General features: G+C 71.1%; 20 protein-coding genes. 3 read left to right on the forward strand and 17 right to left on the reverse strand.

Annotated features, from left to right (window positions below; translation table 11 throughout):
* Positions 1-90 precede the first annotated feature (90 nt).
* Genes ACIBVL_RS37115 through ACIBVL_RS37140 form a run of 6 tightly spaced genes read right to left on the reverse strand, consistent with a single transcriptional unit; the run spans position 91 to position 9,530 of the window.
* Complete coding sequence (locus ACIBVL_RS37115) at positions 91-3,117, reverse strand: alpha-mannosidase (protein WP_399104550.1); 3,027 nt, start codon at positions 3,115-3,117, stop codon at positions 91-93.
* 30 nt (positions 3,118-3,147) lie between these two features.
* Entirely contained in the window at positions 3,148-5,151 is a 2,004-nt protein-coding gene (locus tag ACIBVL_RS37120; protein ID WP_399104552.1) for an endo-beta-N-acetylglucosaminidase, read from the reverse strand.
* Positions 5,148-6,404, reverse strand: a complete 1,257-nt coding sequence (locus tag ACIBVL_RS37125; RefSeq protein WP_399104554.1) for a glycosyl hydrolase — start codon at positions 6,402-6,404, stop codon at positions 5,148-5,150. The genes ACIBVL_RS37120 and ACIBVL_RS37125 overlap by 4 nt, the downstream gene beginning before the upstream one ends.
* A gap of 27 nt (positions 6,405-6,431) precedes the next feature.
* Complete coding sequence (locus tag ACIBVL_RS37130) at positions 6,432-7,337, reverse strand: carbohydrate ABC transporter permease (protein ID WP_399104556.1); 906 nt, start codon at positions 7,335-7,337, stop codon at positions 6,432-6,434.
* Positions 7,334-8,239, reverse strand: a complete 906-nt coding sequence (locus ACIBVL_RS37135) for a carbohydrate ABC transporter permease (RefSeq protein WP_399104558.1) — start codon at positions 8,237-8,239, stop codon at positions 7,334-7,336. The genes ACIBVL_RS37130 and ACIBVL_RS37135 overlap by 4 nt, the downstream gene beginning before the upstream one ends.
* Before the next feature lie 4 nt (positions 8,240-8,243).
* On the reverse strand, positions 8,244-9,530 hold the full coding sequence (locus ACIBVL_RS37140) for an ABC transporter substrate-binding protein (RefSeq protein WP_399104560.1): 1,287 nt from the start codon (positions 9,528-9,530) through the stop codon (positions 8,244-8,246).
* A 184-nt stretch (positions 9,531-9,714) separates the two neighbouring features.
* Here ACIBVL_RS37140 and ACIBVL_RS37145 point away from each other — a divergent pair, with 184 nt between their 5' ends.
* Positions 9,715-10,764 carry a LacI family DNA-binding transcriptional regulator gene (locus tag ACIBVL_RS37145; RefSeq protein WP_399104562.1) on the forward strand — a complete coding sequence of 350 codons (1,050 nt, stop codon included), beginning with the start codon at positions 9,715-9,717 and terminating at the stop codon, positions 10,762-10,764.
* A gap of 447 nt (positions 10,765-11,211) precedes the next feature.
* Entirely contained in the window at positions 11,212-12,390 is a 1,179-nt protein-coding gene (locus tag ACIBVL_RS37150; RefSeq protein ID WP_399104564.1) for a S1 family peptidase, read from the forward strand.
* A gap of 139 nt (positions 12,391-12,529) precedes the next feature.
* Here the strand turns inward: ACIBVL_RS37150 and ACIBVL_RS37155 are convergent, their stop codons facing one another.
* From ACIBVL_RS37155 to ACIBVL_RS37165, 3 genes are all read right to left on the reverse strand, one after another.
* Entirely contained in the window at positions 12,530-12,994 is a 465-nt protein-coding gene (locus ACIBVL_RS37155) for a hypothetical protein (protein ID WP_399104566.1), read from the reverse strand.
* 73 nt (positions 12,995-13,067) lie between these two features.
* Positions 13,068-14,684, reverse strand: a complete 1,617-nt coding sequence (locus ACIBVL_RS37160; RefSeq protein ID WP_399104568.1) for a DUF4157 domain-containing protein — start codon at positions 14,682-14,684, stop codon at positions 13,068-13,070.
* 145 nt (positions 14,685-14,829) lie between these two features.
* Entirely contained in the window at positions 14,830-15,729 is a 900-nt protein-coding gene (locus ACIBVL_RS37165) for a LysR family transcriptional regulator (RefSeq protein ID WP_399104570.1), read from the reverse strand.
* Between the two features lie 94 nt (positions 15,730-15,823).
* On the opposite strand from ACIBVL_RS37165, the gene ACIBVL_RS37170 reads away from it, so the two are divergent.
* Complete coding sequence (locus tag ACIBVL_RS37170) at positions 15,824-16,711, forward strand: PhzF family phenazine biosynthesis isomerase (RefSeq protein WP_399104572.1); 888 nt, start codon at positions 15,824-15,826, stop codon at positions 16,709-16,711.
* Between the two features lie 6 nt (positions 16,712-16,717).
* Here the strand turns inward: ACIBVL_RS37170 and gap are convergent, their stop codons facing one another.
* The 8 genes from gap to ACIBVL_RS37210 form a co-directional block, all read right to left on the reverse strand.
* Positions 16,718-17,731, reverse strand: a complete 1,014-nt coding sequence (gap, locus tag ACIBVL_RS37175) for a type I glyceraldehyde-3-phosphate dehydrogenase (protein ID WP_399104574.1) — start codon at positions 17,729-17,731, stop codon at positions 16,718-16,720.
* A 106-nt stretch (positions 17,732-17,837) separates the two neighbouring features.
* Entirely contained in the window at positions 17,838-18,794 is a 957-nt protein-coding gene (locus tag ACIBVL_RS37180) for a GlxA family transcriptional regulator (protein WP_399104576.1), read from the reverse strand.
* A 112-nt stretch (positions 18,795-18,906) separates the two neighbouring features.
* Positions 18,907-19,029: a type B 50S ribosomal protein L36 gene (ykgO, locus tag ACIBVL_RS37185; protein WP_399104578.1), complete on the reverse strand. Its 123-nt coding sequence runs from the start codon at positions 19,027-19,029 to the stop codon at positions 18,907-18,909.
* A 44-nt stretch (positions 19,030-19,073) separates the two neighbouring features.
* Positions 19,074-19,238 (reverse strand): 50S ribosomal protein L33, encoded by a 165-nt coding sequence (gene rpmG / locus ACIBVL_RS37190; protein WP_390661542.1) that lies wholly within the window; start codon positions 19,236-19,238, stop codon positions 19,074-19,076.
* A gap of 93 nt (positions 19,239-19,331) precedes the next feature.
* Positions 19,332-22,391 (reverse strand): alpha-mannosidase, encoded by a 3,060-nt coding sequence (locus ACIBVL_RS37195; RefSeq protein WP_399104580.1) that lies wholly within the window; start codon positions 22,389-22,391, stop codon positions 19,332-19,334.
* A gap of 37 nt (positions 22,392-22,428) precedes the next feature.
* Entirely contained in the window at positions 22,429-23,325 is an 897-nt protein-coding gene (locus ACIBVL_RS37200) for a carbohydrate ABC transporter permease (RefSeq protein ID WP_399104582.1), read from the reverse strand.
* Positions 23,325-24,251: a carbohydrate ABC transporter permease gene (locus ACIBVL_RS37205; RefSeq protein WP_399104584.1), complete on the reverse strand. Its 927-nt coding sequence runs from the start codon at positions 24,249-24,251 to the stop codon at positions 23,325-23,327. Before ACIBVL_RS37205 ends, ACIBVL_RS37200 begins: the two co-directional genes overlap by 1 nt.
* Complete coding sequence (locus ACIBVL_RS37210; protein WP_399104586.1) at positions 24,248-25,624, reverse strand: extracellular solute-binding protein; 1,377 nt, start codon at positions 25,622-25,624, stop codon at positions 24,248-24,250. The genes ACIBVL_RS37205 and ACIBVL_RS37210 overlap by 4 nt, the downstream gene beginning before the upstream one ends.
* Positions 25,625-25,821 lie beyond the last annotated feature (197 nt).

Consider the following 25,821-nt stretch of genomic DNA (forward strand, 5'->3'; position numbering starts at 1 on the left):
GCACGTGAGTCCGCCTGGTGCCGCGGATCAAGTCGCAGGAAACCGACGCCGACTCATCGGCGCGTCTGCGGCATGACCGCCGGACAGGCCCTAGCTCCGTCGCAGCCGAAGTGTCACGAGCTGGAACGGGCGCAGTCGTACGGAGAGCCGGTTGCCCTCGATCCGTGCTGCCGGGGCGTCGATGAGGGGACGTTCCAGCAGGTCGGTGGTGGTGGCGGCGGTGATGTCGAAACCCGCGGTGAGCGTGGCGCGGGTGCGGGCGCCGTGGGCCTCGTGGAAGCGGACCACCACGTCGCCGCTGCCGTCGTCGGCGAGTTTGACGGCCGTGACCACCACCTGGTCCTGGTCGACGCCGATCAGCGGGGCGACCTCCCGGGCGCCGCTGAGCGTGCGGGCGGGCAGGTTGATCCGCCATCCCTCGCGCACCGCGTCGCCGATCGTCGCGCCCGGTACCAGGGCGTGCCGGAAACGGTGGACGCCCTGGTCGGTCTCGGGGTCGGGGAAGCGCGGGGCTCGCAGGAGGGAGACGCGCAGTGTGGTGGTCGTGCCGCCGTCGGCCCCGGGTTCGTCGCGGACCGTACGGGTCACGTCGTGGCCGTACGTCGAGTCGTTGACGACCGCGACACCCCAACCCGGCTCCTCCAGATGGACGAAACGGTGGTTGCAGGCCTCGAACCGGGCCGCCTCCCAGCTGGTGTTGGTGTGCGTGGGCCGGTGGAAGTGACCGAACTGGGTTTCGGACGCGTAGCGTTCGGCGTGCACGTCGAGCGGGAAGGCGAGCTTGAGGAACTTCTCCGTCTCGTGCCAGTCGACCTCCGTGTCGATCACCAGCCGCCGCTCCCCCGGTGGCAGCGACAGCACCTGGACGGCACGCGACGCGCCGAAGGACCGTACGATCCGCACCGACGCGCCGTCCTCGCCGGCCGTGATCCCGTCCGTGCCGGTCAGGTCGGTGACCGTGTTGCGGTAGAACTCGTCGACGTCCCAGGCGTCCCACATGTTCGGGAAGTCGGGGTGGAGCTGGAGGAGGTTGGCCGCCCGGCCGGGGGCGACCGTCTCCCGGTGCGCCGCGATGTCGTATGCGGACACGACGAGTCCGCGGGCGTCGATCTCGACGCGCAGCAGGCCGTTGTCCAGGAGGTGGCTGCCGTCCGGTCGGGCGGTGAGGGTCGTACGGCCGTGCGAGGCGGGGGATTTGGCGCCACCGGCGGGAACGCCGTCGCGCTCGTGCGGCGCCGCGTTGAAGACGAGCGGGGTGGTTCCCTCGCCGGCCAGGGACCGCTGGGCCGCCTCGATGATCGCGGTCAGCTCCGCGGCCAGGCGGGCGTAGGTCGCCCGGGCCTCGCGGTGCACCCAGGCGATGGAGGATCCGGGCAGGATGTCGTGGAACTGGTGGAGCAGGACCGTCTTCCAGATCCGGTCCAACTGCTCGTAGGGGTAGGGAAATCCGGTGCGTACGGCGGCCGTGGCGGCCCACAGTTCGGCATCGCGCAGGAGGTGTTCGCTGCGTCGGTTGCCCTGTTTGGTGCCGGCCTGGCTGGTGAGGGTGGCGCGGTGGAGTTCGAGGTACAACTCTCCGACCCAAACAGGTGGTTCGGGGTATTCCGCCTGCGCCTTCGTGAAGAAGTCCGCCGGAGGTTCCCAGGTCACAGCCGCTGAGCCTTCGAGGTCGCGCAACCGGGCCGCCTTCGCGACCATCTCGCGGGTCGTGCCGCCTCCGCCGTCGCCCCAGCCGGTGGGGGCCAGGGAGTGGCGGGCGACGCCCTTGTCCTTGAAGTTGCGGGCCGCGTGGGCGATCTCGCCGCCCTTCATGGAGCAGTTGTAGGTGTCGACCGGCGGGAAGTGGGTGAAGATCCGGGTGCCGTCGATGCCCTCCCAACGGAAGGTGTGGTGGGGGAACTTGTTCGTCTGCGACCAGGAGATCTTCTGCGTCAGGAGGTACGTGGATCCCGCCGCCTTGATGATCTGCGGCAGGCCCGCGGCGAAGCCGAAGGTGTCGGGCAGCCAGGCCTCGTCGTTCTCGATGCCGAACTCGTCGAGGAAGAACCGTTTGCCGTGCACGAACTGACGGGCCATCGCCTCGGAGCCCGGCATGTTCGTGTCCGATTCCACCCACATGCCGCCCGCCGGCACGAACCGCCCGTCCGCCACCGCCTTCTTCACCCGTGCCCACACCTCGGGCCGGTGCTCCTTCACCCACGCCCACTGCTGGGCCTGGGACATGGCGAAGACGAAGTCCGGCTCGTCGTCGAGGAGCGCCGTCATGTTGGCGGTCGTACGGGCCACCTTGCGGACCGTCTCGCGCAGCGGCCACAGCCACGCCGAGTCGATGTGCGCGTGGCCGACGGCGCTGATGCGGTGCGCGGAGGGCGCCGCGGGTGCGGACAGGACGCCGGTCAGGCGTGATCTGGCCCCGGCCGCCGTGCCGCCCACGTCCTGGAGGTCCACAGCGTCGAGCGCCTTCTCCACCGCCCGCAGGATCTCCCAGCGGCGGGCCGACTCCACCGGCAGCTCCGCCATCAGCTCGCCGAGCACCTCCAGGTCGATCACCAGCTGCCACACCGTCTCGTCGAAGACGGCGAGGTCCATACGGGTGAGGGTGTACTGCGGTTCGCTTCCCGCCGTCTCCTTGTCGCCCAGCCGGGTGGGCAGGAAGGGGTGGTAGTCGAGGATCACGGGGTTGGAGGCGGCCTCGATGTGCAGGCGCACCTCCTCCCCGCCTGTGACGGGCGCGCCGACGCGCACCCACTGGTTGCGCGGGTTCAGGCCCTTCACCGGGGTGCCGTCGGGCCGGTAGACCAGGCCCTCGCACTGGAAGCCGGGCATGTTCTCGTCGAAGCCGAGGTCGAGGAGCGCCTCGACGGTCCGGCCGGCCCATGCCTCGGGGACGTTGCCGGTGACGCGGAACCAGCTGGTGCCCCAGGGAGCACCCCAGCGGGCGCCCACCTCGATCGGCTCGGGTTCGGCCGCCAGGCCCTCGGCCACCGGCACCGGTTCTCCGGGCGCGTGCCACACCGCGACCTCCAGCGGCACGGACTCGGGGTACACGGCGGGACGGATGCGCTCGTCGAGGACACGCTTGAGACGGGCTTCGACCAGGCTGCGGTCGTCATGCATACGGGGTGCTCTCCAAGGCTGGGGGACGGTTTACCAGGTGTGGGTCACGGTGACGGGGGCCGACGACGTGTACAGCTCCCCCACGGCCCGCAGTTCCAACCGCGCGGCTTGCTCGCCCTGCTCCCGGACCAGCCCTCCGACGTAGAAGGCCCTCTGGCAGGTGCCGCCGAGGAAGCGCCGGGTGCCGTCGGGCAGGAGGCGGTGCAGGGTGTGATGGCGCACATCGTCCGGTGCCGCGTCCCAGGCCAGGCGAAGGTCGCCTCCCGTGGCCGCGGTGATCCGCAGGCCGGTCGGGGCGGCCGGGATGCGGGGTTCGTCGCGGACGGCGATCGCGCCGAGCCGCCAGGTCACGGGGCCCTCGGTGGCGGTGAGGCGGACACCGAGCGCGTGAACGCTTCCGGAGAGGCCGGTGAGCGGCACGGTCGAGGTCCGCCAGCCGTCGCCGGAGTCCACGGGCAGGTAGGTGTACGGCGGTGTCGCGCCCGGCGTGTCCGGATCCGCGGTGGCGACGGCCAGCTCGACGATCACTCCCCCGGCGTCGGTCCGGTGCGTCAGCTCGACGACCGTGTCGGCGGTGACCGGCAGCCGTGTCGCGTAGAGCTCCAGCACCGTCGGCTCGTCCAGGGCGCCCGCGACCAGGACGCTGCTGCCGCCGTGCCACGCGTCGGCGAAGTCGAAGGTGACGGCCGGCCGCTCCCGCTCGGTGTGCACCGCCCAGCGCCGCGAGGGCAGCCGGTCCTGGAGCCCGAGGTGGTTCCAGGGAGTGTCCGAGGTGACCGTCCCGTCCTCGTACCACCGCAGTCCGTGGCCCGTGTTGAAGACGCTCGCGAACGGTACGGCCGTCACCGTGGACCGGTCCGCCACCGACACGGCGGGCGCCCGCCAGGTGTCCGTGCCGTCCGGCTGGGACGGGTCGAGCGAGCGGCCGGTCCAGAACCGGTCGTCGGCCGCGTGGAAGTCGCCGGGCGCCCTGCCGCCCGCCGGGAGGTGGTTGCGGGTCCACTCGGGGCGGTAGAAACCGATGGACGTGATGTGCGCCTTGTTCGTGGGCACGATCGCGTCCCAGGTGACGGACCTGTTCCAGCCGTTCGCCTCCACATCCACGCCCGCCCACAACTCGTAGCGGCTGCGGCCGAGTTGATCGGCCCGCGTCCCGGAGGAGGCAAGGGTGCCCGCCGACCAGCGGAAGTCCACGAACATGTCGTCGGCCGTCCCGAAGAACGCCTGGTTCTGGGCGTTGAGCGCGCCCTGCCAGCTCACGGTGCCGTTCACGGTCATCGCGTCGTACCAGGTCACCCGCTGCCCCCGGGCCGCGGCGAGCGACTTCAGCTCGGTGAGGAAGCCCAGCATGTCGCTGCCCAGCGCGGTGTTGCCGCCGCTGGTCTCGGCGTTGACGAACCAGCCGTCGAAGCCGTACGCGGCGGCGACCGCGACGAGCCGCGCGGCGAGCGGGTAGTGCCCGCTCGCGTCCTTCTGGACCAGGTCGCGGGTCCACTGAAGCTGCCCGCCGTAGGCGACGGGCGGCAGGAAGATGTTGCCGAGGACCGGTACGCCGTGCCGGTGCGCGGCGTCGACGATCGGCGCGTTCGGGGCCAGGATCACTCCCTCGCCGGCCGAACCGCCCCAGAAGACCAGCTCGTCGAGGTAGGCCCAGTGGGTGAGCGCGTAGTAGTCCGCGGTGGCCGAGCCCTGGGAGGGGTTGGCGGACGTGGGTCCGAAGGAGACCAGGGACTGGACGCGGGCCTGGCCCGAGCGGGCGGTCGCGTTCGCGGGGGTCGGGGTGAAGCGGGGGGCGAGCGGCACGGACGCCGCGTTGAAGGCGAGGTCGGTGTCGTCGGCCGCGGTCCAGTTCTTCAGGCTGCGCCAGGTGATGCCGGTGCCGGGGGTGCCCGAGGGCAGGGAGTCCGGGTACCAGTAGGCGGCGTACGGCTGGAGCGCGGCGGCGGCCTGCCCGGTGGCCGCGGTCGCGGCCCGGGAGGGCAGGAGGGCGGCCGCGGTGGCGGCGAGCAGGACGGTGCGTCTGGTGAGGTTCACGAGCGGGTGCCTCCTTGTGGGGTGGGGAGTACCTGATCGGGTGTGACGACCTCGGTGATGCCGCGTGCGGCGAGATGGTCCTTGTCGTCGGCGCGCGTGTCGAGGACGGTGGTGGGGCGGGCTCCGTCGGCGGTCAGCCGGAAGAAGGCGTCGTAGACGGCGCCGCCGGGGGCGCAGAGCGAGCGGACGGACGGGTCGGCGGGGACGACGAGTGCCGTGGTCCGGGCGGGGGGCACGGGCGACCGGTCGGCCGCCGCTCGCGCCAGCACCCGGGCCGTGTCCTTGGGTCTGCGGTCGTTGGTCAGCACGCCCAGCCCGTACTCCAGTTCCGGGAAGTCCGCGAGCCGCCGGGACACGTCGTGGGAACACCACCAGGTGATGCCCCACAGGTCGGGGCTGTCCAGGACGTTCCGCACGGTCGCCTCGGTGAAGGCGGCGGCGTGCTCGGCCGGGACGAGGGGCGCGGGCGCGCCGACCTCCTGGAGCCAGACGGGACGGTGCGGGTCCTCGGCCCAGGCCTTGCTCAGTTCGACCAGGTACGCGGCGTGGTGCTCGGCCTGGACCGAGGCCCGTCCGTGCCGCTGGGCGGTGCCGTTGAAGACCCAGGAGTGCACGGCCGTGACCGCGCCGCGCCGGGCGGCCTGGGCCGGTGTGAACGGCTGGTCGTCCTGGTACCAGGTCGCGTCGTACTCGGCGTGCAGATGCAGTCTGCCGGGCGCGCCCTCCTCGCAGGCGGCCAGCATGCGCTCCAGCCAGGCGTCGATCTGGACGCTCGTCGCCCGGTCCGGGTCCGGGTGCGGGCCGGCCGAGAACTGGTTGACCTCGTTGCCGAGGGTCATACCGAGGAAGTTGGGCCGGTCGGCGAGGGCGGCGGCGAGGGTGCGCAGGTAGGCGGCCTGGCCGTCGAGGACGGCCGGGTCGGTGAAGAGGTTGCGCCGATGCCAGGTGCGGGTCCAGGCGGGCAGGAAGTCGAAGCTGCTCAGGTGCCCCTGCAGACCGTCCACGTTGACGTCGAGTCCGCGTTCGGCGGCCGCGTCGACGAGTTGTGTCAACTGGTCCACGGCCCGGGGGCGGATCAGCGTCCGGTCGGGCTGGAAGTACGGCCACAGCGGGAAGACCCGGATGTGGTCCAGGCCCAGCGCGGCGATGGAGTCGAGATCGGCGCGTACGGAGTCGAGGTCGAAGTCGAGCCAGTGGTGGAACCACCTTTCGCTGGGGGTGTAGTTGACGCCGAAGCGCACGGCTGGAGGCATGCGGTGTCCTCGAGGATGAGTGGGGGTTCAGCCCTTGACCGCTCCCTCGCCGACCCCGCGGAAGAAGTACCGCTGCAGACAGGCGAAGAAGGCGATCAGGGGCGCCACGGCGATGACGGTGCCGGCGGCGACCAGGCGTTCGTCGTTGGCGAAGGTGCCGTGCAGGTAGTTCAGGCCGATGGTCAGGGTGAACCTGGACGGGTCGCTGAGCACGATGAGCGGCCACAGGAAGTCGTCCCAGGCGCCCATGAAGGCGAAGATCGCTACCACCGCGAGGGTGCCCTTCACCGAGGGCAGCGCGATCCGCAGAAACCGCTGCCAGACGTTGGCGCCGTCGACGAAGGCCGCCTCCTCGATCTCGTACGGCAGGTTGAGGAAGGCGTTGCGCATGAGCAGGACGTTCACCGCTCCGATGCAGCCTGGCAGCACCACGCCGATCAGGGTGTTGTTGAGGCCGAGTTCCCGCATGGTGGTGAACTGGGCGATGATGATGCCCTCGACCGGCACCAGCATGGCGAGGACGAAGGCGAGCGTCGCCACCCGGCGGCCCCGGTAGCGCAGGCGGGCGAGCGCGTAGCCGGCGAGGGCGGAACCGACGCAGTTGGTGACGACGTTGGCGGCGGCGACCTTCAGCGAGTTGAGGGCGTAGTCCCACACGGGAACGGTGTCGGCGACCCGCGCGTAGTTGTGCAGGGTGGGTTGGCCGGGCAGGAAGCTCGGCGGGGAGCTGTAGATGTCCTCGGTGGGGCCCTTGAGGGACGTGGACAGCTGCCACAGGAACGGGCCGACGGTCAAGGCGAGGACGGCGAGCAGCAGGGAGTACCGCAGGGCGAGTTCCCGGACCCGGACGCGGCGGCCGTGCTCGTCGGTGACCCGGGGTTCGCGGGCGACGGCCGGCTGCTGTTCGGGCCGTACCTTCTCCAGCACGCTCACGCCCGCTCCTCCTTCCGGTCGGCGCGCAGCACGAGCAGCATCAGCGCGACAGTCACGACGAAGACGACGACCGAGAGGGCGGAGGCGTAGCCGACGCGGCCGGTGAGGCCGGTGCCGGTGCGCTGGACCAGCATGACCAGGGTGGTGTCCTCGCCCGCCGGGCCGCCGCTGGGGCCCGCCATCAGGTACACCTCGGAGAACACCTTGAAGGCGGCGACGGAGGAGAGCGCGCCGACCAGGACCATGGTGGAGCGGACGGCGGGCACGGTGACCGTCAGGAAGCGGCGCACCGCGCCCGCGCCGTCCACCGCCGCGGCCTCGTGCAGTTCGCGCGGTACGCCGGCGAGCGCGGCCAGATAAATGATCATGTAGTAGCCGAGGCCCTTCCACACGGTGACGGCCATGGCGCTCAGCAGGAGCAGCCACTGGTCGCTGAGGAAGCCGACGCCGCCCACACCGACGGTCTCCAGCAGCGAGTTGACCAGGCCGCGTTCGTCGAGCAGCCACACCCAGACGAGTCCGACGACGACGATCGAGGCGACGACCGGGGTGTAGAACGCGGACCGGAAGAAGGTGATGCCGGGGATGTGCTTCTGCACCAGGAGCGCGAGCAGCAGCGGCAGCACCACGAGGGCGGGGACGACTACGACGACGTACAGCGCGCTGTTGCGCAGTCCGATCCAGAACATGTCGTCGTGGAGCATCTCGCGGTAGTTGGCGAGGCCCACGAACCGGCCGGGGATCAGGGTGCGGCGGTCGGTGAAGGAGTTGGCCAGCGTGGAGAGGAACGGGTAGAGCACGAAGACGCCGGCGATCAGGAGTCCCGGGGCGGCGAACAGCCAGGGGCTGGTGGGCAGTTGACGCCGTACGCGGGAGTCGGTGGAGAGGGTGGATCCTGCCATCGCGCTATCCCTGCTGCTGAAGCAGCGTGTCGCAGGCCTTGACAGCGTTGTCAAGAGCTTCCTTGGGGCTCTGCTTGCCCTGCAGCGCCTTGGCGACCTCGTTGCGCAGGGCGGTCTTCATCTGTTCGCTGAACAGGACCGGGGTGTAATTGACCGCGTCCTTCAGGGACTTGGCGGCGGCGACGCGGACGCGTGTCTCGTCGCTGCCGTCCTCCTTGGTGAAGTACGGGTCGTCCAGCGAGCCGGCGGTGCTCGGGAAGATGGCGACCTGCTTCGCGAACGACATCTGGTGCTCGGCGTCGGTGACGTGGTGCGCGAAGGCGACGGCGGCGGGCTTCTTCTTGCTCTGGGCGTTCACCATCACGCCCATCACGTACATGTTGACGTGGCCGGTGCTGGTGATCTGGTCGGTGATGCCGATGTTCTTGTAGAGGTTCGGCGCCTGCTTCTTGAAGTTGCCCAGGTCGAGCGCGCTGCCGGGGTTCATCGCGACGGCCCCGGTGAGGAACTTCTTTCCGGAGGACTCGGGGGTCGCGGTCAGCGCCTGCGGATCGAGGGCCTTGGCGTCGTACAACTCCTTGTACCTGGTGAGGAGTTCGACGCCCTTGCTGTCGTTGAAGCGGAAGGCGGTGCCCTGGTCGTTCATGAGGGGCACGCCGTAGCGGCCGAAGTCCTCGATGGTGGGCACGTTGGCGAGCGTGGCGACCTTCCCGTCGCTCTTCCGCGCCAGTTCCAGGGCATCGGCGAAGAGTTCGTCGTACGTCTTCGGCGGCTGGTCGGGGTCGAGTCCGGCCTCCGCGAAGAGCGACTTGTTGTAGAAGAGCGGCCCGGTGTTGAGGTACCAGGGGAAGGCGTACGTCCCTGTCATGCCCGGTATCCGATGGCTCGCCCAGGCTCCCTCCAGATACTCCTTCTCGTACTTTCCGGCGGCTTTGTCGAGGTCGAGGGCGAGCCCGGCCTTGGCGAGCGGGGCGACGAGGTCGGGCGAGACGTTGACGACGTCGGGCAGGGTGCCGCCGGCCGCGTCCGCGCTGATCTTGTCGGCGTAGCCCTCGGCGGGCTGGTCGATCCACTTCACGTGCGTGCCCGGGTACTCCTTCTCGAAGTCGGCGATCACGCCCTCGAAGTAGGACTTGAAGTTGGCGCGCAGGTTCCAGGTCTGGAAGGTGATGTCGCCCTCGACCTTGCCCGAGGCGTCGGCCGAGCCGCCGTCGTCGCTCCCGGAGCCGCAGGCGCTCAGCGGCAGGACACAGCAGACGGCGGCGGCGAGGGCTCTGCGGGAAATACGCACGGTGAAACGGCCTCCCATGGGGGTGGAGTTGGTCAACGACGCAGACCTTGCACGGCGGTTGACCGGCCCGTCAATGGAGCAAGCCCAGCTAATTTCATTAGTTACTTATGCGCATTAGGGTGGTTGAGCTGAAGCGCATTAGTGCATACTGGCCGGAAATTTCTCGCGGGAATGGGGAAACTCCTTGTCGGACAGGCGGTCACCGGCGCGTCGGCCCACCATGAAGGACATCGCGCAGCGCGCCGGTGTCTCCCAGAGCGCGGTCTCCTTCGCGCTCAACGGGCGTCCGGGAGTCTCGGAGGTCACCCGGGACCGGGTGCGCCGGGTCGCCGAGCAGCTGGGCTGGCGGCCCAGTACGGCGGCCCGCGCGCTGTCCGGGGAGGGCGCGGCCACGGTCGGCTTCGTGCTGGCCCGCCCGGCGGACACGCTCGGCGTGGACTCGTTCTTCCTCCAGCTCGTCTCGGGCATCCAGGAGGTGTTGGCGGAGCGGCACCTCGGCCTGCTGTTCCAGATCGCGCGGGACCTGCCCGACGAGTGCGCGGTGTACCGGCGCTGGTGGGCCGAGCACCGGGTGGACGGCGTCCTGGTCGTCGACCCCTGCACCGACGACCCCCGGCCCGAGCTCCTCGAGGAGCTCGGGCTGCCCGCGGTGGTGATCGGCGGCGCGCCCGACGAGCGGCACCCCGGCCTGTCGACGGTGTGGGCGGACGACGCGGGGGCGATGGCGTCGGTGGTGGACGAGCTGTACGCGCTCGGCCACCGGCGGATCGTGCACATCGCCGGTCTGCCGGACCTCGCCCACACCCAGCGCCGGATCCGTACCCTGCGCACCGAGGCGGAACGGCGCGGGCTGACCGAGGTGCGGTCGGTGCCGACCGACTACTCGGACACGGAGGGCGCGGCCGTGACCCGCCTGGTTCTGGGCGGCCCCACTCCCCCGACCGCGCTCATCTACGACAACGACGTGATGGCCGTGGCCGGCGTCGCGACAGCGGCCGAACTGGGCTTCGCCGTACCGGCCGACGTGTCCGTGGTGTCCTGGGAGGACTCGGCACTGTGCCGCATGGTCAAGCCGTGGCTGTCCGCGCTGTCCCGGGACAGCGTGGAGTTCGGACGCACGGCGGCGAGGGAACTGGTGGCGCTGCTGGACGGGGGGCCCGCGGGGACGGTACGCGTGCCGGTGCCGGGGCTGATCGTGCGCGGCAGCACCGGGGCGATACGGGAGAAGGGCTGACCCGCCCCGGTCGTCGCGGTGAACCACGCCGGTACGTCCACGCCGGGTACGCCCGCGACGGGTGGCCGCGTCCATGCGGGTGGCAAACGCGGTCGCGGCAAGCCGACTCCGGCATGAGCGGCGTTGTACAGAACATCTCCTCCGCCCCCTAGGGAAAGGCAGTCTCATGCGCCGTACCGCGCTGCTCGCCGTCTGTGCTCTCATCACCGCCGCCGCGACCGGGTTCCTCGCCACCACCGCGATCCGCAGCCGCTGACCGCCCAGCCCACTCATCCGACCGGTGTCGGCCCTTGCACCAGGGCCGGCACCGGCCTCCGAAAACCGGTTCCGGCATTGGCATAGACCTGACACGCCAGTCGGGGCTAGGCTCAGCCGGGCCACACCTGAGAGCGCTCTCACCCATCCGCTGTTCCACCCCACTCACTGGAACGACGAAGGGCTACTCCCATGAGACGCACGAGGCTCAAGCACTTCTGCCTGGCCACACTCCTGACACTGGCCGGACTCGGCGGCGCGGGCGCCCACCCCGCGGCGGCGAGCGGCACCGAGGCCCCGGCCTCCCCGGCGCCGGCCGCCGACTCCGCTCCCGCCTCCGCCGGACTGCTCCAAGCCATGCGAGAGGAGTTCGGGCTCACCGAGGACCAGGCGGAAGCCCGGCTCAAGGCCGAGCGGGAGGCCACCGCGATCGAACCGGCGGCGCGCCGCACGGCGGGCGCCGCGTACGCCGGGTCCTGGTTCGACGCCGCCGACGGGCGCCTCACGGTGGCCGTCACCTCGAACTCCTCGCAGCCCACACGCGCGGCGATCCGCGCCAAGGGGGCCGACGTACGGGTCGTCGAGCACAGCGCGCGGCAGCTCGACGCGGTGACGTCGCGCCTCGACAAGCTCTCCGCCCCCGCGGCGGTGGGCGGTTGGCACGTCGACCCGAAGGCGAACACCGTCGTGGTCTCGGTCGTCCGCGACCACCGTTCCGACAACGATGTCCAGAAGTTCCTGGCGCGGGCCCGGGCCACCGGACCGGTCAGCGTCGAGACCGTCGCCTCGACCCCGCGCACGTTCGCGGCGGGCACGGTGGGCGGCGACCCGTACTACACCGGCAACGTCCGCTGTTCGATCGGCTTCTCGGTCTACGGCGGGTTCATCACCGCCGGTCACTGCGGTCAGGCCGGGGCGAGCGTCCGGGGCTGGGACGGCACGTACGTCGGCAACTTCCAGGGCTCCTCGTTCCCGGACAACGACTACGCCTGGGTGAACGTGGGCAGCGGCTGGTGGACCGTTCCGGTCGTGCTCGGCTGGGGCACGGTGTCCGACCAGCTCGTACGCGGCTCGGCCGAGGCCCCGGTGGGCGCCTCGATCTGCCGCTCGGGGTCGACCACGCACTGGCACTGCGGCACCGTGCTGGCCAAGAACGAGACCGTCAACTACAGCCAGGGCGCGGTGTACCAGATGACGAAGACCAGCGTCTGCGCCGAAGGCGGCGACTCCGGCGGCTCGTTCATCAGCGGTGACCAGGCGCAGGGCGTCACCTCCGGCGGCTGGGGCAACTGCTCCAGCGGCGGCGAGACATGGTTCCAGCCGGTGAACGAGATCCTCAACCGCTACGGGCTCACCCTGCACACCTACTGACCGTCCACGGCCACACCGAGGGGTTCCGGACGCCCCGCGTCCGGAACCCCTCCCGCCACTCGGTGGTGCGCGGCTGGTGTGGGGCGGTGCGTGAACGAGACGAGGTCACAGGCGGGAGCGTCCGGGCCTCCCGCGGCCCTCACCCGTAGGCCGCCGTGTCCCACTCGCGGTCGAGGGGCGCTCCCGTCAGCCAGGTCGGGTCGGCCAGGCGGATCTCCAGGACGGCGGAGGGGACCCGGTCGGGGTTCCGCCACAGGTCGCGCCACGCGTCCAGGAACGCGTTCTGCCAGGCCGCGGCGTCGGCCGGGTCGAGGCCGCGGTTGCGCAGTTCGTCCTCGATCCGCCGCCGGGCGGCCTCTTCGTCGAAGGGCATGTTGCGCCGGCCGGTCACCGAGACGGCCGTGATGACCCGGTGGGCGTACCGGGCCAGTGCGTCCGGGTCCCAGTACGCTCCCTTCCCGGCCTCGCGGTCCAGCCGCTCCAGGTCGGTGTCGGCCAACAGCCGCATGGCGAAGGCGGCCGAACCGGACGGCTCCCCGGAGTCGGGGTGGATCGCCACCAGCGTCAGCTCGACGGTGTCGTCGGTCACGCGTGTCACGCGCACCCGCCACAGACTCGACAACGAACGTCCCTTCCTCGTTTCCACCCCTGCCCGCCACGCCGGGGCGGGCGGCCCGTCAGGTACCGATCTTGCCGGTGGCGATCAGGCGGGCCAGGGTGTTGAGCCGCGTGTTGCTGTCGATGCGCTCGGCGAAGCTGACCGCTCCGGTCTGCCGGCCCCGGCCCCGGCCCTGCCGCGGAGGACGGAAGGGCATCTGCCAGAACGTGTGGACCACCGACTCCTCGGGGCCCGTCGAGCCGTAGTGGTCCACCAGGCCCTGGAACTCGGCGCTGCGGCTGCCGCCGGCGCCGATCGACTGCAGGAAGCCGACGTCACCCGTGTCCCAGCGACGGCTTCCGGTGAGCTGCACCAGGTCCGGCAGGGTGATGGTGGCGGCCGGCACCGCCGCGCCGAGGTCGGTCGGCTGTTGGTCCTGGAAGTCGAACCGGGCCCCGGGGAAGTGGGACGTCCACTGGCCGGTCGCCGGGTCGTAGCGCTTGAGGTGGACCGTGAGGGAGTCGACGAAGTACGGGGCGAAGGACTGCTGGTACTGCGAGGTCCCGGACCTGGCCGTCGCGTAGTGCACGTCGACACCGAAGTAGACGTAGTGGAGCGGAGAGCCCGCCGGCAGCCGGCTGTTGGTGGCGTCGACCAAGTCCACGAGGTCCTTCAGCGGTCTTTCGACGATGACCTCGTACTGGCTGTTGTCCCGCTTGGACGCCGGGACCAGGTTTTCCTGCGTTCCGGGGCCGCCCGCCAGCTGGTTGATGAGGTGGAAGCGGATCCAGAAGTTGGTCAGACCGAGCTGGCGGATGTAGTCGTAGCCGGTGGGGTCGGCCGCCGGCGGTGTCCCGTACAGAGAACCGTCGGTCATCATCTCGATGGACGCCGTCCGGCGCAGGCCGTCGGGGAGGGCGCGGATGAAGGGACGTGTCGGAGCGGCGCGGGTGTTGTACACGACGCGCTGGACGTGCCGCTGCCGCCCGGGCACGTCGCTCGTGGCACGCTGCGCATGGCCGTTCGGGTGCGTCTCGGCGTGTTCGGTCTCCTCCTCGGCCCTCTTCTGGACGGGCACGGGCCCGGACATCACCCGGGCGGCATTCGTCTCGGCGGCCCGTTCGAAGCTGTCGCCGGGGTCGCTGACCCGCAGTCCGTCGCCGGTGTCGGCGCCCGCGACCGGGCCGCTGCGCTGCTGGATGACGTGGGTGAGTTCGTGGGCCAGGGTGTGTTTGTCGCCGCCGCCCTCGCCGATGACGACATGGCTGCCGGAGGTGTAGGCGCGGGCACCGAGCTGTGCGGCCGACTGACGGGCGGTGGTGTCGTCGTGGACCCGTACGTCGCTGAAGTCGGCGTCGAGGCGGGCCTCCATCTCCTGCCGCAGCGGTCCGGCCAGCGGACGGCCCGGGCTGCTCAGCACCGCGTCGACGTCGGTGGCCCGCTGCACGACGGGCGTGGCGGAGTGTCCGCAGCCCGGCCCGTGCTGGTGCCCTTCGTCCGCGACGAGTTGGGCCAGCGCCCGGTTTCCCAGCGTCCGCTGGAGGACCGCCAGGGCGGTGGCGGGCAGTCCACCGGTCCGACCCGCGGCGGCGGCAGCGGCAGCGGTGGTGGCGACGGGCGTCGGCCGGGTCGCCGGACGCCGGTGAGGCCCTTGCTGCGGGACTTGCCGCTGCCCGTCCTGCCCGCGCGCCTGCATCGCAGCTCCTTCACCCTCGGCCATGCACGTCCGCGGGACGACGCTTTCGCGCGCCCGGCGCGGACACCAGGGCGTTAGGGGCAGACATCAGGGCACCCTTGCGGTCCGGCGTGGGCAAAACCCGGATCTCCGCGGCGGGCTGCTCTCAGGAGGGGGAGAACTGGCGTACGAGTTCGTCGGCGACGGCGCGCACGGCCGGTGACCGCCAGCGTCTGCGCAGACGCACCAACTGCACCGGCACGTCCGGGATGCGGGGCCCGGCCACCTCCGCCAGGCTGCCCTCGCGGATCGCGCCCTCGACGGTGACGCGGGGCAGCAGGGTCAGGCCCAGGCCGGCGACCACGCAGGAGCGGGTGGCCTCGATGCTGCCGAACCGGGTCAGCCGGGGCCGTGCGCCGGGGACGGCCAGCAGGTGCCGGGCGAGGCGGTCACTGTAGGAGCATCCCTCTTCGTGGAGGAAGAAGTGCTCGTGGGCCAGCTCCGTCCAGTCGGCCGCGGGACTTCCTCCGGCGGTGAGGGGATGGTGGTGGGCGGCGACCAGGAGCAGGGGTTCGGCGGCGATGCGCTCGGCGGTGAGGTCGGCGTACTCGGCCTGTTCCTCCAGCAGCAGGGCGAGGTCCAGCCGTCCGGAGCGCAGGCCGTCGACCGCTTCCGCGGTACCTGTCGGGTGGAGGTGGATCTCCACCCCGGGATGGGTGCGGCGCAGGGCGGCGACCGCCCCGGGCAGCCGGGCGGCGCACAGGGTCTCGCCCGCGCCGATCACCACCCGGCCGGTGATCTCTCCGCCCCGGTTTCCGGTGGCCGTGGCCCGTAGCCGCTCCTCCGCCTCCAGCATGGCCTCGGCGTCGGCGAGCACGAGCCGCCCCGCGTCGGTGAGCACCGCCCCGCGCGGCAGCCGGTCGAAGAGCCGCGTGCCCAGGTCCTTCTCGAGTGTCCTGATGTGGACCGTCACGGTGGACTGGGCGAGATGCAGGTCGTCGGCCGTGGCGGTGAAGTTGCCCCTGCGGGCGAGGGTGACGAAGGTGCGCAGGATCCGGGTGTCCACGGGACCGACTCTAGCCGAGCGATCGGATTACTCGATCGACTTGTGCACGAATCATCATTTCCCTGCATGGCCTGGGGATGGCAGCGTAGAGCCCATGAACATCGAAACCAGCCTGGATGTCCTGCGCTACGCCGCGTTCACCCCCGTCCCTTCCCTCGGCGCCGGCCCGCGGAGCGGCAACCCGGCCGGCGTCGTCCTGGACGCGTCGGCCCTCGACGAAGCCGCGATGCAGGCCGTGGCCGCCGAGGTGGGGTACTCCGAGACGGCGTTCGTGACGGCCCGGGACGACGCGCAGAGGCGTTTCCGGTTGCGCTACTTCAGTCCGCTCGCCGAGGTGCCGTTCTGCGGCCACGTCACGATCGCCACCGCGGTGGCGCTGGCGGAGCGGATCGGCCCGGGCGAGCTGCTCTTCGACACCCCGGCGGGACAGATCCCCGTGTCGACGACCACCGGCGCCGACGGGGCGCTGCGGGCCACGCTCACCAGTGTGCCCACCCGCACCCGGCCGGCCCTCCCGGAGGAACTGGACGGCGCGCTCGCCGCCCTGGGCTGGTCGAGCGGTGACCTGGATCCCGGACTCCCGCCCCATGTCGCCTTCGGAGGGGTCCAGCACCTCGTCCTGGCCACCGCCGACCGGGCCCGGCTGGCGGACCTCGACTACGACTTCGACGCGCTCGCCGAGTTGATGCGACGGCATGACTGGACCACCCTGCAGCTGGTGTGGCGCGAGTCCGCCGACCGGTTCCACGCCCGTGACCCCTTCCCCGTCGGCGGGGTCGTGGAGGACCCGGCGACCGGCGCGGCGGCGGCCGCCTTCGGCGGATACCTGCGCGCGCTCGGCCTCGTGACGCGGCCGACGGCCATCACCATCCGGCAGGGGGAGGACATGGGCCGGCCGAGCGAACTGCTCGTCGACATCGATCCGGCGGACCCCCGGGTACGCGTCACCGGCCGGGCACACCCCATCGCCGAGGCGCGGTGACCCAGGTCAGCCCTGCGTGCGCGGGCCGGCGGCGAGCAGTTCGAGGGTGTCGATGACGCGGTGGGAGAAGCCCCACTCGTTGTCGTACCAGGCGACCACCTTGATGTGGCGGCCGTCGACGCGGGTGAGGGCCGAGTCGAAGATCGACGAGGCCGGGTTGCCCGTGATGTCGGACGACACCAGCGCGTCCTCCGAGTACTCGAGGATGCCCGCGAGGGGGCCCTCGGCGGCGGTGCGGTAAGCGGCGAGGACGTCGTCGCGGGTCACGTCGCGGGCGACGGTCGTGTTCAGCTCGACGATCGAGCCGACCGGGACGGGTACACGGATCGAGTCGCCCGACAGCTTGCCGTCGAGGTTCGGCAGCACGAGGCCGATCGCCTTGGCGGCGCCCGTGGTCGTCGGCACGATGTTGACGCCGGCGGCGCGGGCGCGGCGGGGGTCGCGGTGCGGGCCGTCCTGGAGGTTCTGTTCCTGCGTGTAGGCGTGCACCGTCGTCATGAAGCCGTGTTCGATGCCGGCCAGGTCGTCGAGGACCGCGGCCAGTGGCGCGAGCGCGTTGGTCGTGCACGAGGCGTTCGAGACGACCGTGTGCAGATCGGGGTCGTAGGCGTCGGTGTTGACCCCGTAGGCGAGCGTGACGTCGGCGCCGTCGGAGGGCGCGCTGACCAGCACCTTCTTCGCGCCCGCGTCGAGGTGGGCGCGGGCGGCCTTGGCGGAGGTGAAGCGGCCGGTCGCCTCCAGCACGATGTCGACGTCGAGCGCGGCCCACGGCAGCCGTGCCGGTTCGCGCTCGGCGAGCACCGTGATGCGGTGGCCGTCGACGACGAGGGCTCCGTCGTCCACGGTGACCGGGCGGCCCAGCCGGCCCGCCGTCGAGTCGAAGGCGAGCAGCCGCGCGAGGGCGGCGGGCTCCGTGAGGTCGTTGACGGCGACGATCTCGAGGTCGCTGTCGCGTTCGAGGAGCGCGCGCAGCACGTTGCGTCCGATGCGGCCGAATCCGTTGATGGCGATGCGAGTCATGAGTGGTGTCCCTTCCTGTTCGCCACCAGCCTCGCGTGCGGCGGCCCCTCATGGCCGAGGCGTGAGCGCCATGGTTCGCAAGGATCTCGCCAGGCGGCTCGGCCGGCTATTCGCCGCGGGTGAAGGTGCGCCGGTACTCGCTCGGGGTGGTGCCGAGGATCTGCTGGAAGTGCATCCGTAGATTGGCGCCCGTGCCGAGCCCGACGTCGCCCGCGATCTGCTCGACGCCGCGCTCGGAACGCTCCAGCAGCTCACGGGCCCTGTCGATCCGGGCGCGCATCACCCACTGCATGGGCGTGTATCCGGTGTCCTCGACGAAGCGGCGCGAGAAGGTGCGCGGCGAGACCGCCGCGTGCCGGGCGAGTATGTCGAGGGTGAGGGGTTCGTCGAGGCGGCGCAGGGCCCATTCGCGGGTGGCGGCGAACCGTTCGCCCAGCGGCTCCGGCACACTGCGCGGCACGTACTGGGCCTGACCGCCACTGCGGTAGGGGGCCGCGACCAGACGCCGGGCCGCGTGGTTGGAGGCGGCCACGCCGAGGTCGCCACGCAGGATGTGCAGGCACAGGTCGATGCCCGAGGCGGCGCCCGCCGAGGTCAGCACGGTGCCTTCGTCGACGAAGAGGACGTTCTCGTCGACCCGCAGGAGCGGGTGCTTCGCCGCCAGCGCCCGGGTGTAGTGCCAGTGCGTGGTGGCGCGTCTGCCGTCGAGCAGGCCCGTGGCGGCGAGTGCGAAGGCGCCCGTCGAGATGGCGGCCAGCCGGGCGCCCCGGGCGTGGGCGGCGAGCAGGGCGGCGACGACCCTCTGCGGCGGGTCCTCACGGTCCGGGGCACGGTAGCCGGGGATGAAGACGATGTCGGCCCACTCCAGCGCCTCCAGGCCGTGGGCCACGTGGTACGACAGACCGTCGCCGCCGGTCACCAGGCCGGGTGCCGCGCCGCACACCCGCACCTCGTAGGGCATGCTCGCTCGGGTCGTGAACACCTGTGCGGGGATGCCGACATCGAGCGGCTTGGCCCCTTCGAGCACGAGGACGGCGGCACGTCGGAGGCGGGAGGTCGGCACGGGGAAAGCGTACGGGGGTGGGCGGTACGGCTTGGGCCTCGGCAACGCGCGGCCCGGCTCCCGGGGGATCCGTGGAGCCGGGCCGGCCGAGCGGCCCCTGGCCGCGTGTTCCTCAGCCCTGGCGGGCCTTGAAGCGGGGGTTCTTCTTGTTGATGACGAAGGTCACGCCGCGTCGGCGGACCACCTGTGACCCGGGCTTGGCCTTCAGCGAGCGCAGGGACCTGCGGACCTTCATGGCGATGTCCTCCTTCGTACGTGTTCCGCCGGCGGGCGGGTGGTTCAGCGTTCCTCGCGGAACGCGACGTGGCGGCCGGCCACCGGGTCGTACTTGCGCAGGACGAGCCGGTCGGGATCGTTGAGACGGCTCTTGCGCGTCACGTAGGTGACACCGGTACCGGCCGTCGACTTCAGTCTGACGACAGGGCGTGTGGTGCTGCGTGCCATGACGTCCTCCCTTCGCTCGAGACTGACCCGAGCATGTCAGTCACGAGCTTCAACAACGCACCCCATCCCCGCATTCCCCGGCGAACGTCCTGGTCAGGGCGTCCGTGGGCGGAGCCGAAGGGTGAGGATCTGGAAGGGGCGCAGGGTCAGCCGGACTCCCCCGTCGGCGGCCTCGTGGCTCGCCGGGTCGTGCAGGGGGCGTTCCAGGAGGTCGGTGCTCCCGGCGGAGGCGAGGGGGAAGCCGGGGGTGAGGAGGGCGCGGGCGCGGACGCCGTGGGCCTCGTAGAGGCGGACCACCACGTCTCCGCTGCGGTCGTCGGCGAGTTTGACGGCTTCGATCACCACTCCCTCGTGGTCCACGGTGACCAGCGGGGCGACCAGTGTGCGGCCCCGGCGGACGCGTTCGGGGAGGTTGAGGCGGTAGCCCTCGCGGACGGCGTCGGGGAGGCCGACGCCGATCAGCAGGGCGTAGCGCAGCCGGTGGGTGCCCTGGTCCTGGTCCGGGTCGGGGAAGCGGGCGGACCGCAGCAGGGAGAGCCGGACCGTCGTGGTGGTACCGCCGTCGGGACGGACGTCCCGGGTGACGTCGTGGCCGTAGGTGGAGTCGTTGACCAGGGCAGCGCCCCAGTCGCGCTCGCCGACGTGGAGGAAGCGGTGGGCGCAGATCTCGAACTTGGCGGCGTCCCAACTGGTGTTGGTGTGGGTGGGGCGTTCGACGTGACCGAAGGGGATCTCGGCGGTGGAGTGCGCGGCGCGCACGTCCAAGGGGAAGGCGGCCTTGAGGAGCGTCTCGTGTTCGTGCCAGTCGACGACCGTGTCGACGAGCAGCCGCCGACCACCGGCGGGGAGGGTGAGCGTCTGCTCGACACGGGACGCACCCCACACCCGCACGATCCGTACGCCGCCCTCGACCGCCGTGACCGACTCGGCTTCGGTGAGGTCGCGGACGGTGTTGCGGTAGAAGGCGTCGATGTCCCAGGCGTCCCACTGGTTGGGGAAGTCCTGGTGGAGCTGGAGCAGGTTGGCGCGGGCGCCGGGGGCCACGGCCTCACGGTCGGCGGAGATGTCGTACGCGGAGGTGATCAGCCCGTCCGTGTCGATCGCGACCCGCACAAGGCCGTTGTCGAGGACGAAGCCGTCGTCGGTGTCCAGCGGGGGTACGGGAGCCGAGGGGTCCTCGGCGCGGGGGGCGGCGCCGAACGCGGGGACGCCGTCGCGGGCGTGCGGGGCGGCGTTGAACACCAGGCTGCCTTCGCCGGGGCCGGCCAGGGTCTCCTGCGCCGCGTCGATCAGCCGTTCCAGCTCCCGGGCGACGGCCGCGTAGGTGTCCTCCGCCTCTCGGTGCACCCAGGCGATGGACGTGCCGGGCAGGATGTCGTGGAACTGGTGGAGCAGGACCGTCTTCCACAGGCGGTCCAGGGCGTCGTACGGGTAGGGGTGCCCCCCGCGTACGGCGGCGGTGGCGGCCCACAACTCGGCCTCGCGCAGGAGGTGTTCGCTGCGCCGGTTGCCCTGCTTGGTGGCGAGCTGGCTGGTGAGGGTGCCGCGATGCAACTCCAGGTACAGCTCGCCGGACCACACGGGAGCACCGCCGGCCGCCTCGTACTCGGCGTGGGCGTGGGTGAAGAAGTCGGCGGGTTTCTCCATCGCGACGCGAGGAGAGCCCTCCAGGTCGGCGAGGCGGGCGGCGCGGGACAGCATCTCGCGGGTGGGTCCGCCACCGCCGTCGCCGTAGCCGAAGGGGATGAGGGAGCTGTTGGCGGCGGCCTTCTCCTGGAAGTTGCGGACGCTGTGCGCGATCTCGGCACCGGACAGCTCGCCGTTGTAGCTGTCGACGGGCGGGAAGTGGCTGAAGACGCGGGTGCCGTCGATGCCCTCCCACCAGAAGGTGTGGTGCGGGAACTTGTTGGTGGTGCTCCAGGAGATCTTCTGGGTGAGGAACCAGCGCACCCCGGCGAGCTTCATCAGCTGCGGCAGCGCGGCGTTGTAGCCGAAGGTGTCCGGCAGCCACATCTCCTCGGTCTCGACGCCGAACTCGTCGAGGAAGAACCGTTTGCCGTGGACGAACTGGCGGACCAGCGCCTCGCCGCCGATGAGGTTGGTGTCGGGCTCGACCCACAGGCTGCCGGCGGGCAGGAACTGCCCGGTCTTCGCCTTCTCCTGGGCGCGGGCGTACACGTCGGGCCGGTGCTCCTTGAGCCAGGCGAGCTGCTGCGCCTGGGACATCACGAACTTGAACTCCGGGTGTCCGTCCATCAGTTGGGTGACGTTGGAGACGGTGCGGGCGACCTTGCGGACGGTCTCACGCAGGGGCCACAGCCAGGCGGTGTCGATGTGGGCGTGCCCGACGGCGGAGACGCGGTGGGCACTGGCGTGTGCGGGGGCGGCGAGGGCGGGGGCCAGCTCGGCGCGGGCGGCCGCCGCGCTGCCGCCGATGTCCCGCAGGTCGACCGTGTCCAGGGCCCGTTCGACCGCGCGCAGGAGCTGCCAGCGGCGCGGGGAGTCGGGAGACAGTTCGGGCATGAGCTGGCCGAGGACTTCGAGGTCCTGGACGAGTTCGTAGACCTGCCGGTCGACCACCGCGAGATCCAACCGCCGTAGGCGGTAAAGAGGTTCGCCCGGATCGGCCGCCGGGTCGCCGAGCCAGGGGGCGCGTCCGCCGACCGAGGTGGGGCCGAAGGTGAGTTCGCCCGGCGCGGTGTGCATCACGACGGGGTTCGCGGCGGCCTCGACGTAGGCCGTGAACCGCTCGCCCCCGACGGCCGAGTCGGTCACCGGCACCCAGGTGTTGCGCGGGTTGAGCGCCTTGACGGCCGTCCCGTCGGCGCGGTGGACGAGGCCTTCGGCGGAGAAGCCGGCCGAGTGGGTGGCGAAGCCGAGATCGAGGACGGCCTCCACGGGGAGTCCGGCCCAGTCCGCGGGGACGGTGCCGGTGACCCTGAACCAGCTCGTCGACCAGGCCGGGCCCCACCGGTCGCCCACCCGCGCGGGCCGGTAGGGGGCGGCCAGACCCTCGTGCGCGGGAACGGGTTCGCCGGGGACGTCCCAGACCTCGACCGAGAGGGGGACCGACCGGCCGTGGACGGCGGGCCGTATGCGCTCGTTGAGCACCCGGTGCAGCCGCTGCTCGGTGAGTTCACGGTCGTTGTGCATGGATCTCTTCTCCGTGGGGGGTGAGAGCGGGCGGCACTCAGCCCTTGAGGGCGCCGCCGAGCGCGAAACCGCCGCCGAGCTTGCGGGACAGCAGCAGGTAGAGCATCACGACGGGCAGCGAGTAGAGGAGCGAGAAGGCGGAGAGCTGTCCGTACTGGGTCTGGTCGTGGGCGCTGAGGAAGGTGAACACGCTGACGGACGCGGGGAGTTTCTCCGGGGAGAGCAGCAGGATGAAGGGGACGAAGAAGTTCCCCCACATGCCGATGAAGGTGAAGATGGTGACCACGGTGACGCCTGGCCGCATCAGCGGCAGGACGACCCGCCACAGCACCTGCATGGAGTTCGCGCCGTCGATCCGGGCCGCCTCCTCCAGGACGATCGGCACGCCGTCCATGAAGTTCTTCATCAGCCAGATCCCGAACGGCAGCGCGGACGCGGCCAGGAACAGGGTCGTGCCGGGCATCGAGTCGATCAGGTCGACCTGTACGAACATGCTGTAGACGGGAATCATCACGGCGGTGATCGGAAGTCCCGTGGAGAACAGGATCGTGTAGAGGAACGGCCGGCGCAGCCGGGAGCGGTGACGGGAGAGCGGGTAGGCCGCCAGGACCGACACCGCGACGGTGATCAGGGTGGCGAAGCCGCACAGCAGCAGGCTGTTGAGCATCGGCCGGTAGGTGGTGTCGACGTCGAGCACCGCGTCGAAGTTGTCGAGAGTCAGCGCATCGGGCAGCTTCAGGCGGAAGCTGTTGAGGTCGCTGACCGAGGCCAGCACCATCCACAGCAGCGGCAGGACGTACGCCGACGACACGGCGAGCAGCACGAGGTCGACCCCGGCCCGGCCGAGGAGGGAGCGGCGCCGGCGGGACACGGACGTGGCGGCGACCCGGTCGTGTCGCGCGGAGCCGGTACGCGGTTTGACGGCGACGGCCATCACTCGTCCTCCAGTCGGAGCAGCCGGATGTACACGGCGGAGAACAGGGCGCCGACCACGAGCAGGACGAGCGCGATGGCGGTGCCGTAGCCGATGAGGCTGTTCTGGAACGCCTGCTGGTACATGAAGACGGGCAGGGTCTCGCTCTTGTTGCCGGGGCCGCCGCGGGTCATGGTGTAGATCAGGCCGAAGACGGAGAGCGTCTGGAGCGTGATGAGCATCAGGTTGGTGAGGATCGACCGCCGGATGACCGGAAGGGTGACCCGCCACAGCCGCTGCCAGGGGCCGGCGCCGTCCATCTCGGCGGCCTCGACGAGTTCCCTGGGGACGTCGTTGAGGGCCGCGGAGAAGACCATCATGGAGAACGCGGTGCCCCGCCAGACGTTGGCCAGGCAGACCGCGAAGATGGGCAGGGTGTAGAGCCAGTTCTGCTGCGGCAGGTGCAGGGCCCGCAGGATCGAGTTGAGGGAGCCCTGGTTGTAGAAGAAGGCGTACATCAGATAGCCGGCGACCACCTCGGGCAGGACCCAGGCGGCGATGACCACGCCGTTGGTGAGCGAGCGGACCGGCTTGGACGCCTTCTCCATCAGGACGGCGAGGGCCAGCCCGAGGGTGTTCTGGCCGACGACCGCGGAACCGACCACGAAGACCAGGGTGAGCCGTACGGCGTTGAGGAAGTCGGTGTCCCGGAAGGCGCGGGTGAAGTTGTCGAGGCCGGTGAAGTGGGTGCCGGTGGCGCCGGTGAGCTGCATGTCGGTGAACGCGTAGTACACGCAGTAGGCGATCGGGCCGGCGAGGAAGGCGACCAGCAGGACCACCGCCGGCAGGAGCGGCAGGGCGCGCAGCAGGCCGCGCAGGGGCGCGGGGGCCCCGTGGGACCGGCGGTGGCCGTCGGTCCCACGGGAGACTGGGGCGAGCGCGGTCACGAGCTGCCCTTGACCGTCTTGTCGTCGCCGACGGCGGCGGCCACGTCGCTGTCGTAGGTGGCGGCGGCCTTGTCGACCGAGGCCTGGCCGGTGGTCACGGACTCCATGGCCTTCTGGATGGCGGTGGAGACCTGGTTGTAGGCGGGCAGGCCGGGACGGTAGTGGGTGTCGGCGACCAGGGCGGTGAAGAACTCGTTGGTCGGGACGGCCTTCAGATAGGTCGGGTCGGTGGCGACGTCGGTGCGGGTGGCGATGGTGGCGTTGAGCGCGTTCCACTTGGCCGAGGTGGTCTTCGTCTGGATGGACTCCAGGAACTTCCAGGCGAGGTCGGGGTTGGACGCCTTGGCCGGGACGGACCAGGCCCAGCCGCCGGACATCGATGTCTTGCCGGGTGCCTGGCCGTTCTGGGTCGGCATGGCCGCCGTACCCATCGTGCTCTGCCACTCGCTCCACGGCTTGGCGCTGGTCGAGCTCCAGTTGTTGGGCATCCAGGAGCCGTCGATGTCGATGGCGAGCTTGCCCTCGGGGATCAGCTCGGTGCCCACGGTGGTGCCGAAGTTGGCGCCGAGTGCCTGGTCCACGGAGGGGCCGAGCTTCTCGCCGAAGACGGTGTGGACGAACGTCAGCGCGTCCTTGAAGCCCTGGCTGCCCACCACCCACTTCTTCTGGCCGGCGTCGTAGAGGGACTTGTCTCCGGCCGGGGTGCCGTACAGCAGCATCTCGAAGCCCTGCATGGAGGACGCCTCGCCGCCGGCGGTACCGGTGTAGAGGTTCAGCGGGGTGACGCCGGGCAGCTTCGCCTTGATCTTTCTGGCGGCGCTCAGCACGTCGTCCCAGGTCCTGGGCTGCCAGGGCACGGATATGCCGGCCTTGGCGAGCAGCTGCTTGTTGTACCAGATGCCGCGGGTGTCGGTGTTGTCCGGGACGCCGTACACCTTGCCGTCGGAGGCGCCGGTCACCGCGCCCTTGGCGGCGTCGGCGTACTTGGACCAGTCGGCCCACTTCGCGGTGTAGGTGTCGAGGGGCTTGAGGTAGCCGCCCGCGATGTCGGAGTTGATCAGCGCGGTGTCCTCGTAGATCAGGTCGGGGGCGGTCGACGGGGACCGCATCATGAGCTGGATCTTGGTGTAGTAGTCGTTCTCGGAGGCGGTGACCGGGACGAGGTCGACCTTGGTGCCGGGGTTGGCCTTGGTGAACTCCTTCACCATCGAGGCGAGGTAGTTCGCCTGCAGCTTGTTGGTGCTGTCGAGGTTCTGCCAGTAGACGACCTTGATCGATTTTGCGGAGCTCCCGGAGGAGCCCGATCCGCAGGCGGTGGCGGTCAGGGCGGTGGCGGCGGCGAGGGCCGCGGCGATGACGAGTTTCGAACGCACTTGGTTCCTCCGGAACGAAAAAACCTGTGGGAAGCCGCGATGGGACGCGGGGCGCGACGGCTCTTCAGGGGCCGCGACTCCCTATCGCGCCCCTGCGCGACCCGGTCCGTTCGACCCGGTGTGATGGCGGCTAGCTAAATCCAATGGATGGATGAAGTCAACGCTTCCGACATGTAAACTTCCGGCATACCGGGCGC

Origin of the sequence: Streptomyces sp. NPDC049687 (assembly GCF_044465285.1) — a bacterium.
GTDB lineage: Bacteria > Actinomycetota > Actinomycetes > Streptomycetales > Streptomycetaceae > Streptomyces.

Coding starts and splice junctions, on each gene's coding strand:
- ACIBVL_RS37115 (WP_399104550.1), bottom strand. CDS start 3,117: ATGCATGACGACCGCAGCCTGGTCGAAGCCCGTCTCAAGCGTGTCCTC.
- ACIBVL_RS37125 (WP_399104554.1), bottom strand. CDS start 6,404: ATGCCTCCAGCCGTGCGCTTCGGCGTCAACTACACCCCCAGCGAAAGG.
- ACIBVL_RS37135 (WP_399104558.1), bottom strand. CDS start 8,239: ATGGCAGGATCCACCCTCTCCACCGACTCCCGCGTACGGCGTCAACTG.
- ACIBVL_RS37150 (WP_399104564.1), top strand. CDS start 11,212: ATGAGACGCACGAGGCTCAAGCACTTCTGCCTGGCCACACTCCTGACA.
- ACIBVL_RS37160 (WP_399104568.1), bottom strand. CDS start 14,684: ATGCAGGCGCGCGGGCAGGACGGGCAGCGGCAAGTCCCGCAGCAAGGG.
- ACIBVL_RS37170 (WP_399104572.1), top strand. CDS start 15,824: ATGAACATCGAAACCAGCCTGGATGTCCTGCGCTACGCCGCGTTCACC.
- gap (WP_399104574.1), bottom strand. CDS start 17,731: ATGACTCGCATCGCCATCAACGGATTCGGCCGCATCGGACGCAACGTG.
- ykgO (WP_399104578.1), bottom strand. CDS start 19,029: ATGAAGGTCCGCAGGTCCCTGCGCTCGCTGAAGGCCAAGCCCGGGTCA.
- rpmG (WP_390661542.1), bottom strand. CDS start 19,238: ATGGCACGCAGCACCACACGCCCTGTCGTCAGACTGAAGTCGACGGCC.
- ACIBVL_RS37195 (WP_399104580.1), bottom strand. CDS start 22,391: ATGCACAACGACCGTGAACTCACCGAGCAGCGGCTGCACCGGGTGCTC.
- ACIBVL_RS37200 (WP_399104582.1), bottom strand. CDS start 23,325: ATGGCCGTCGCCGTCAAACCGCGTACCGGCTCCGCGCGACACGACCGG.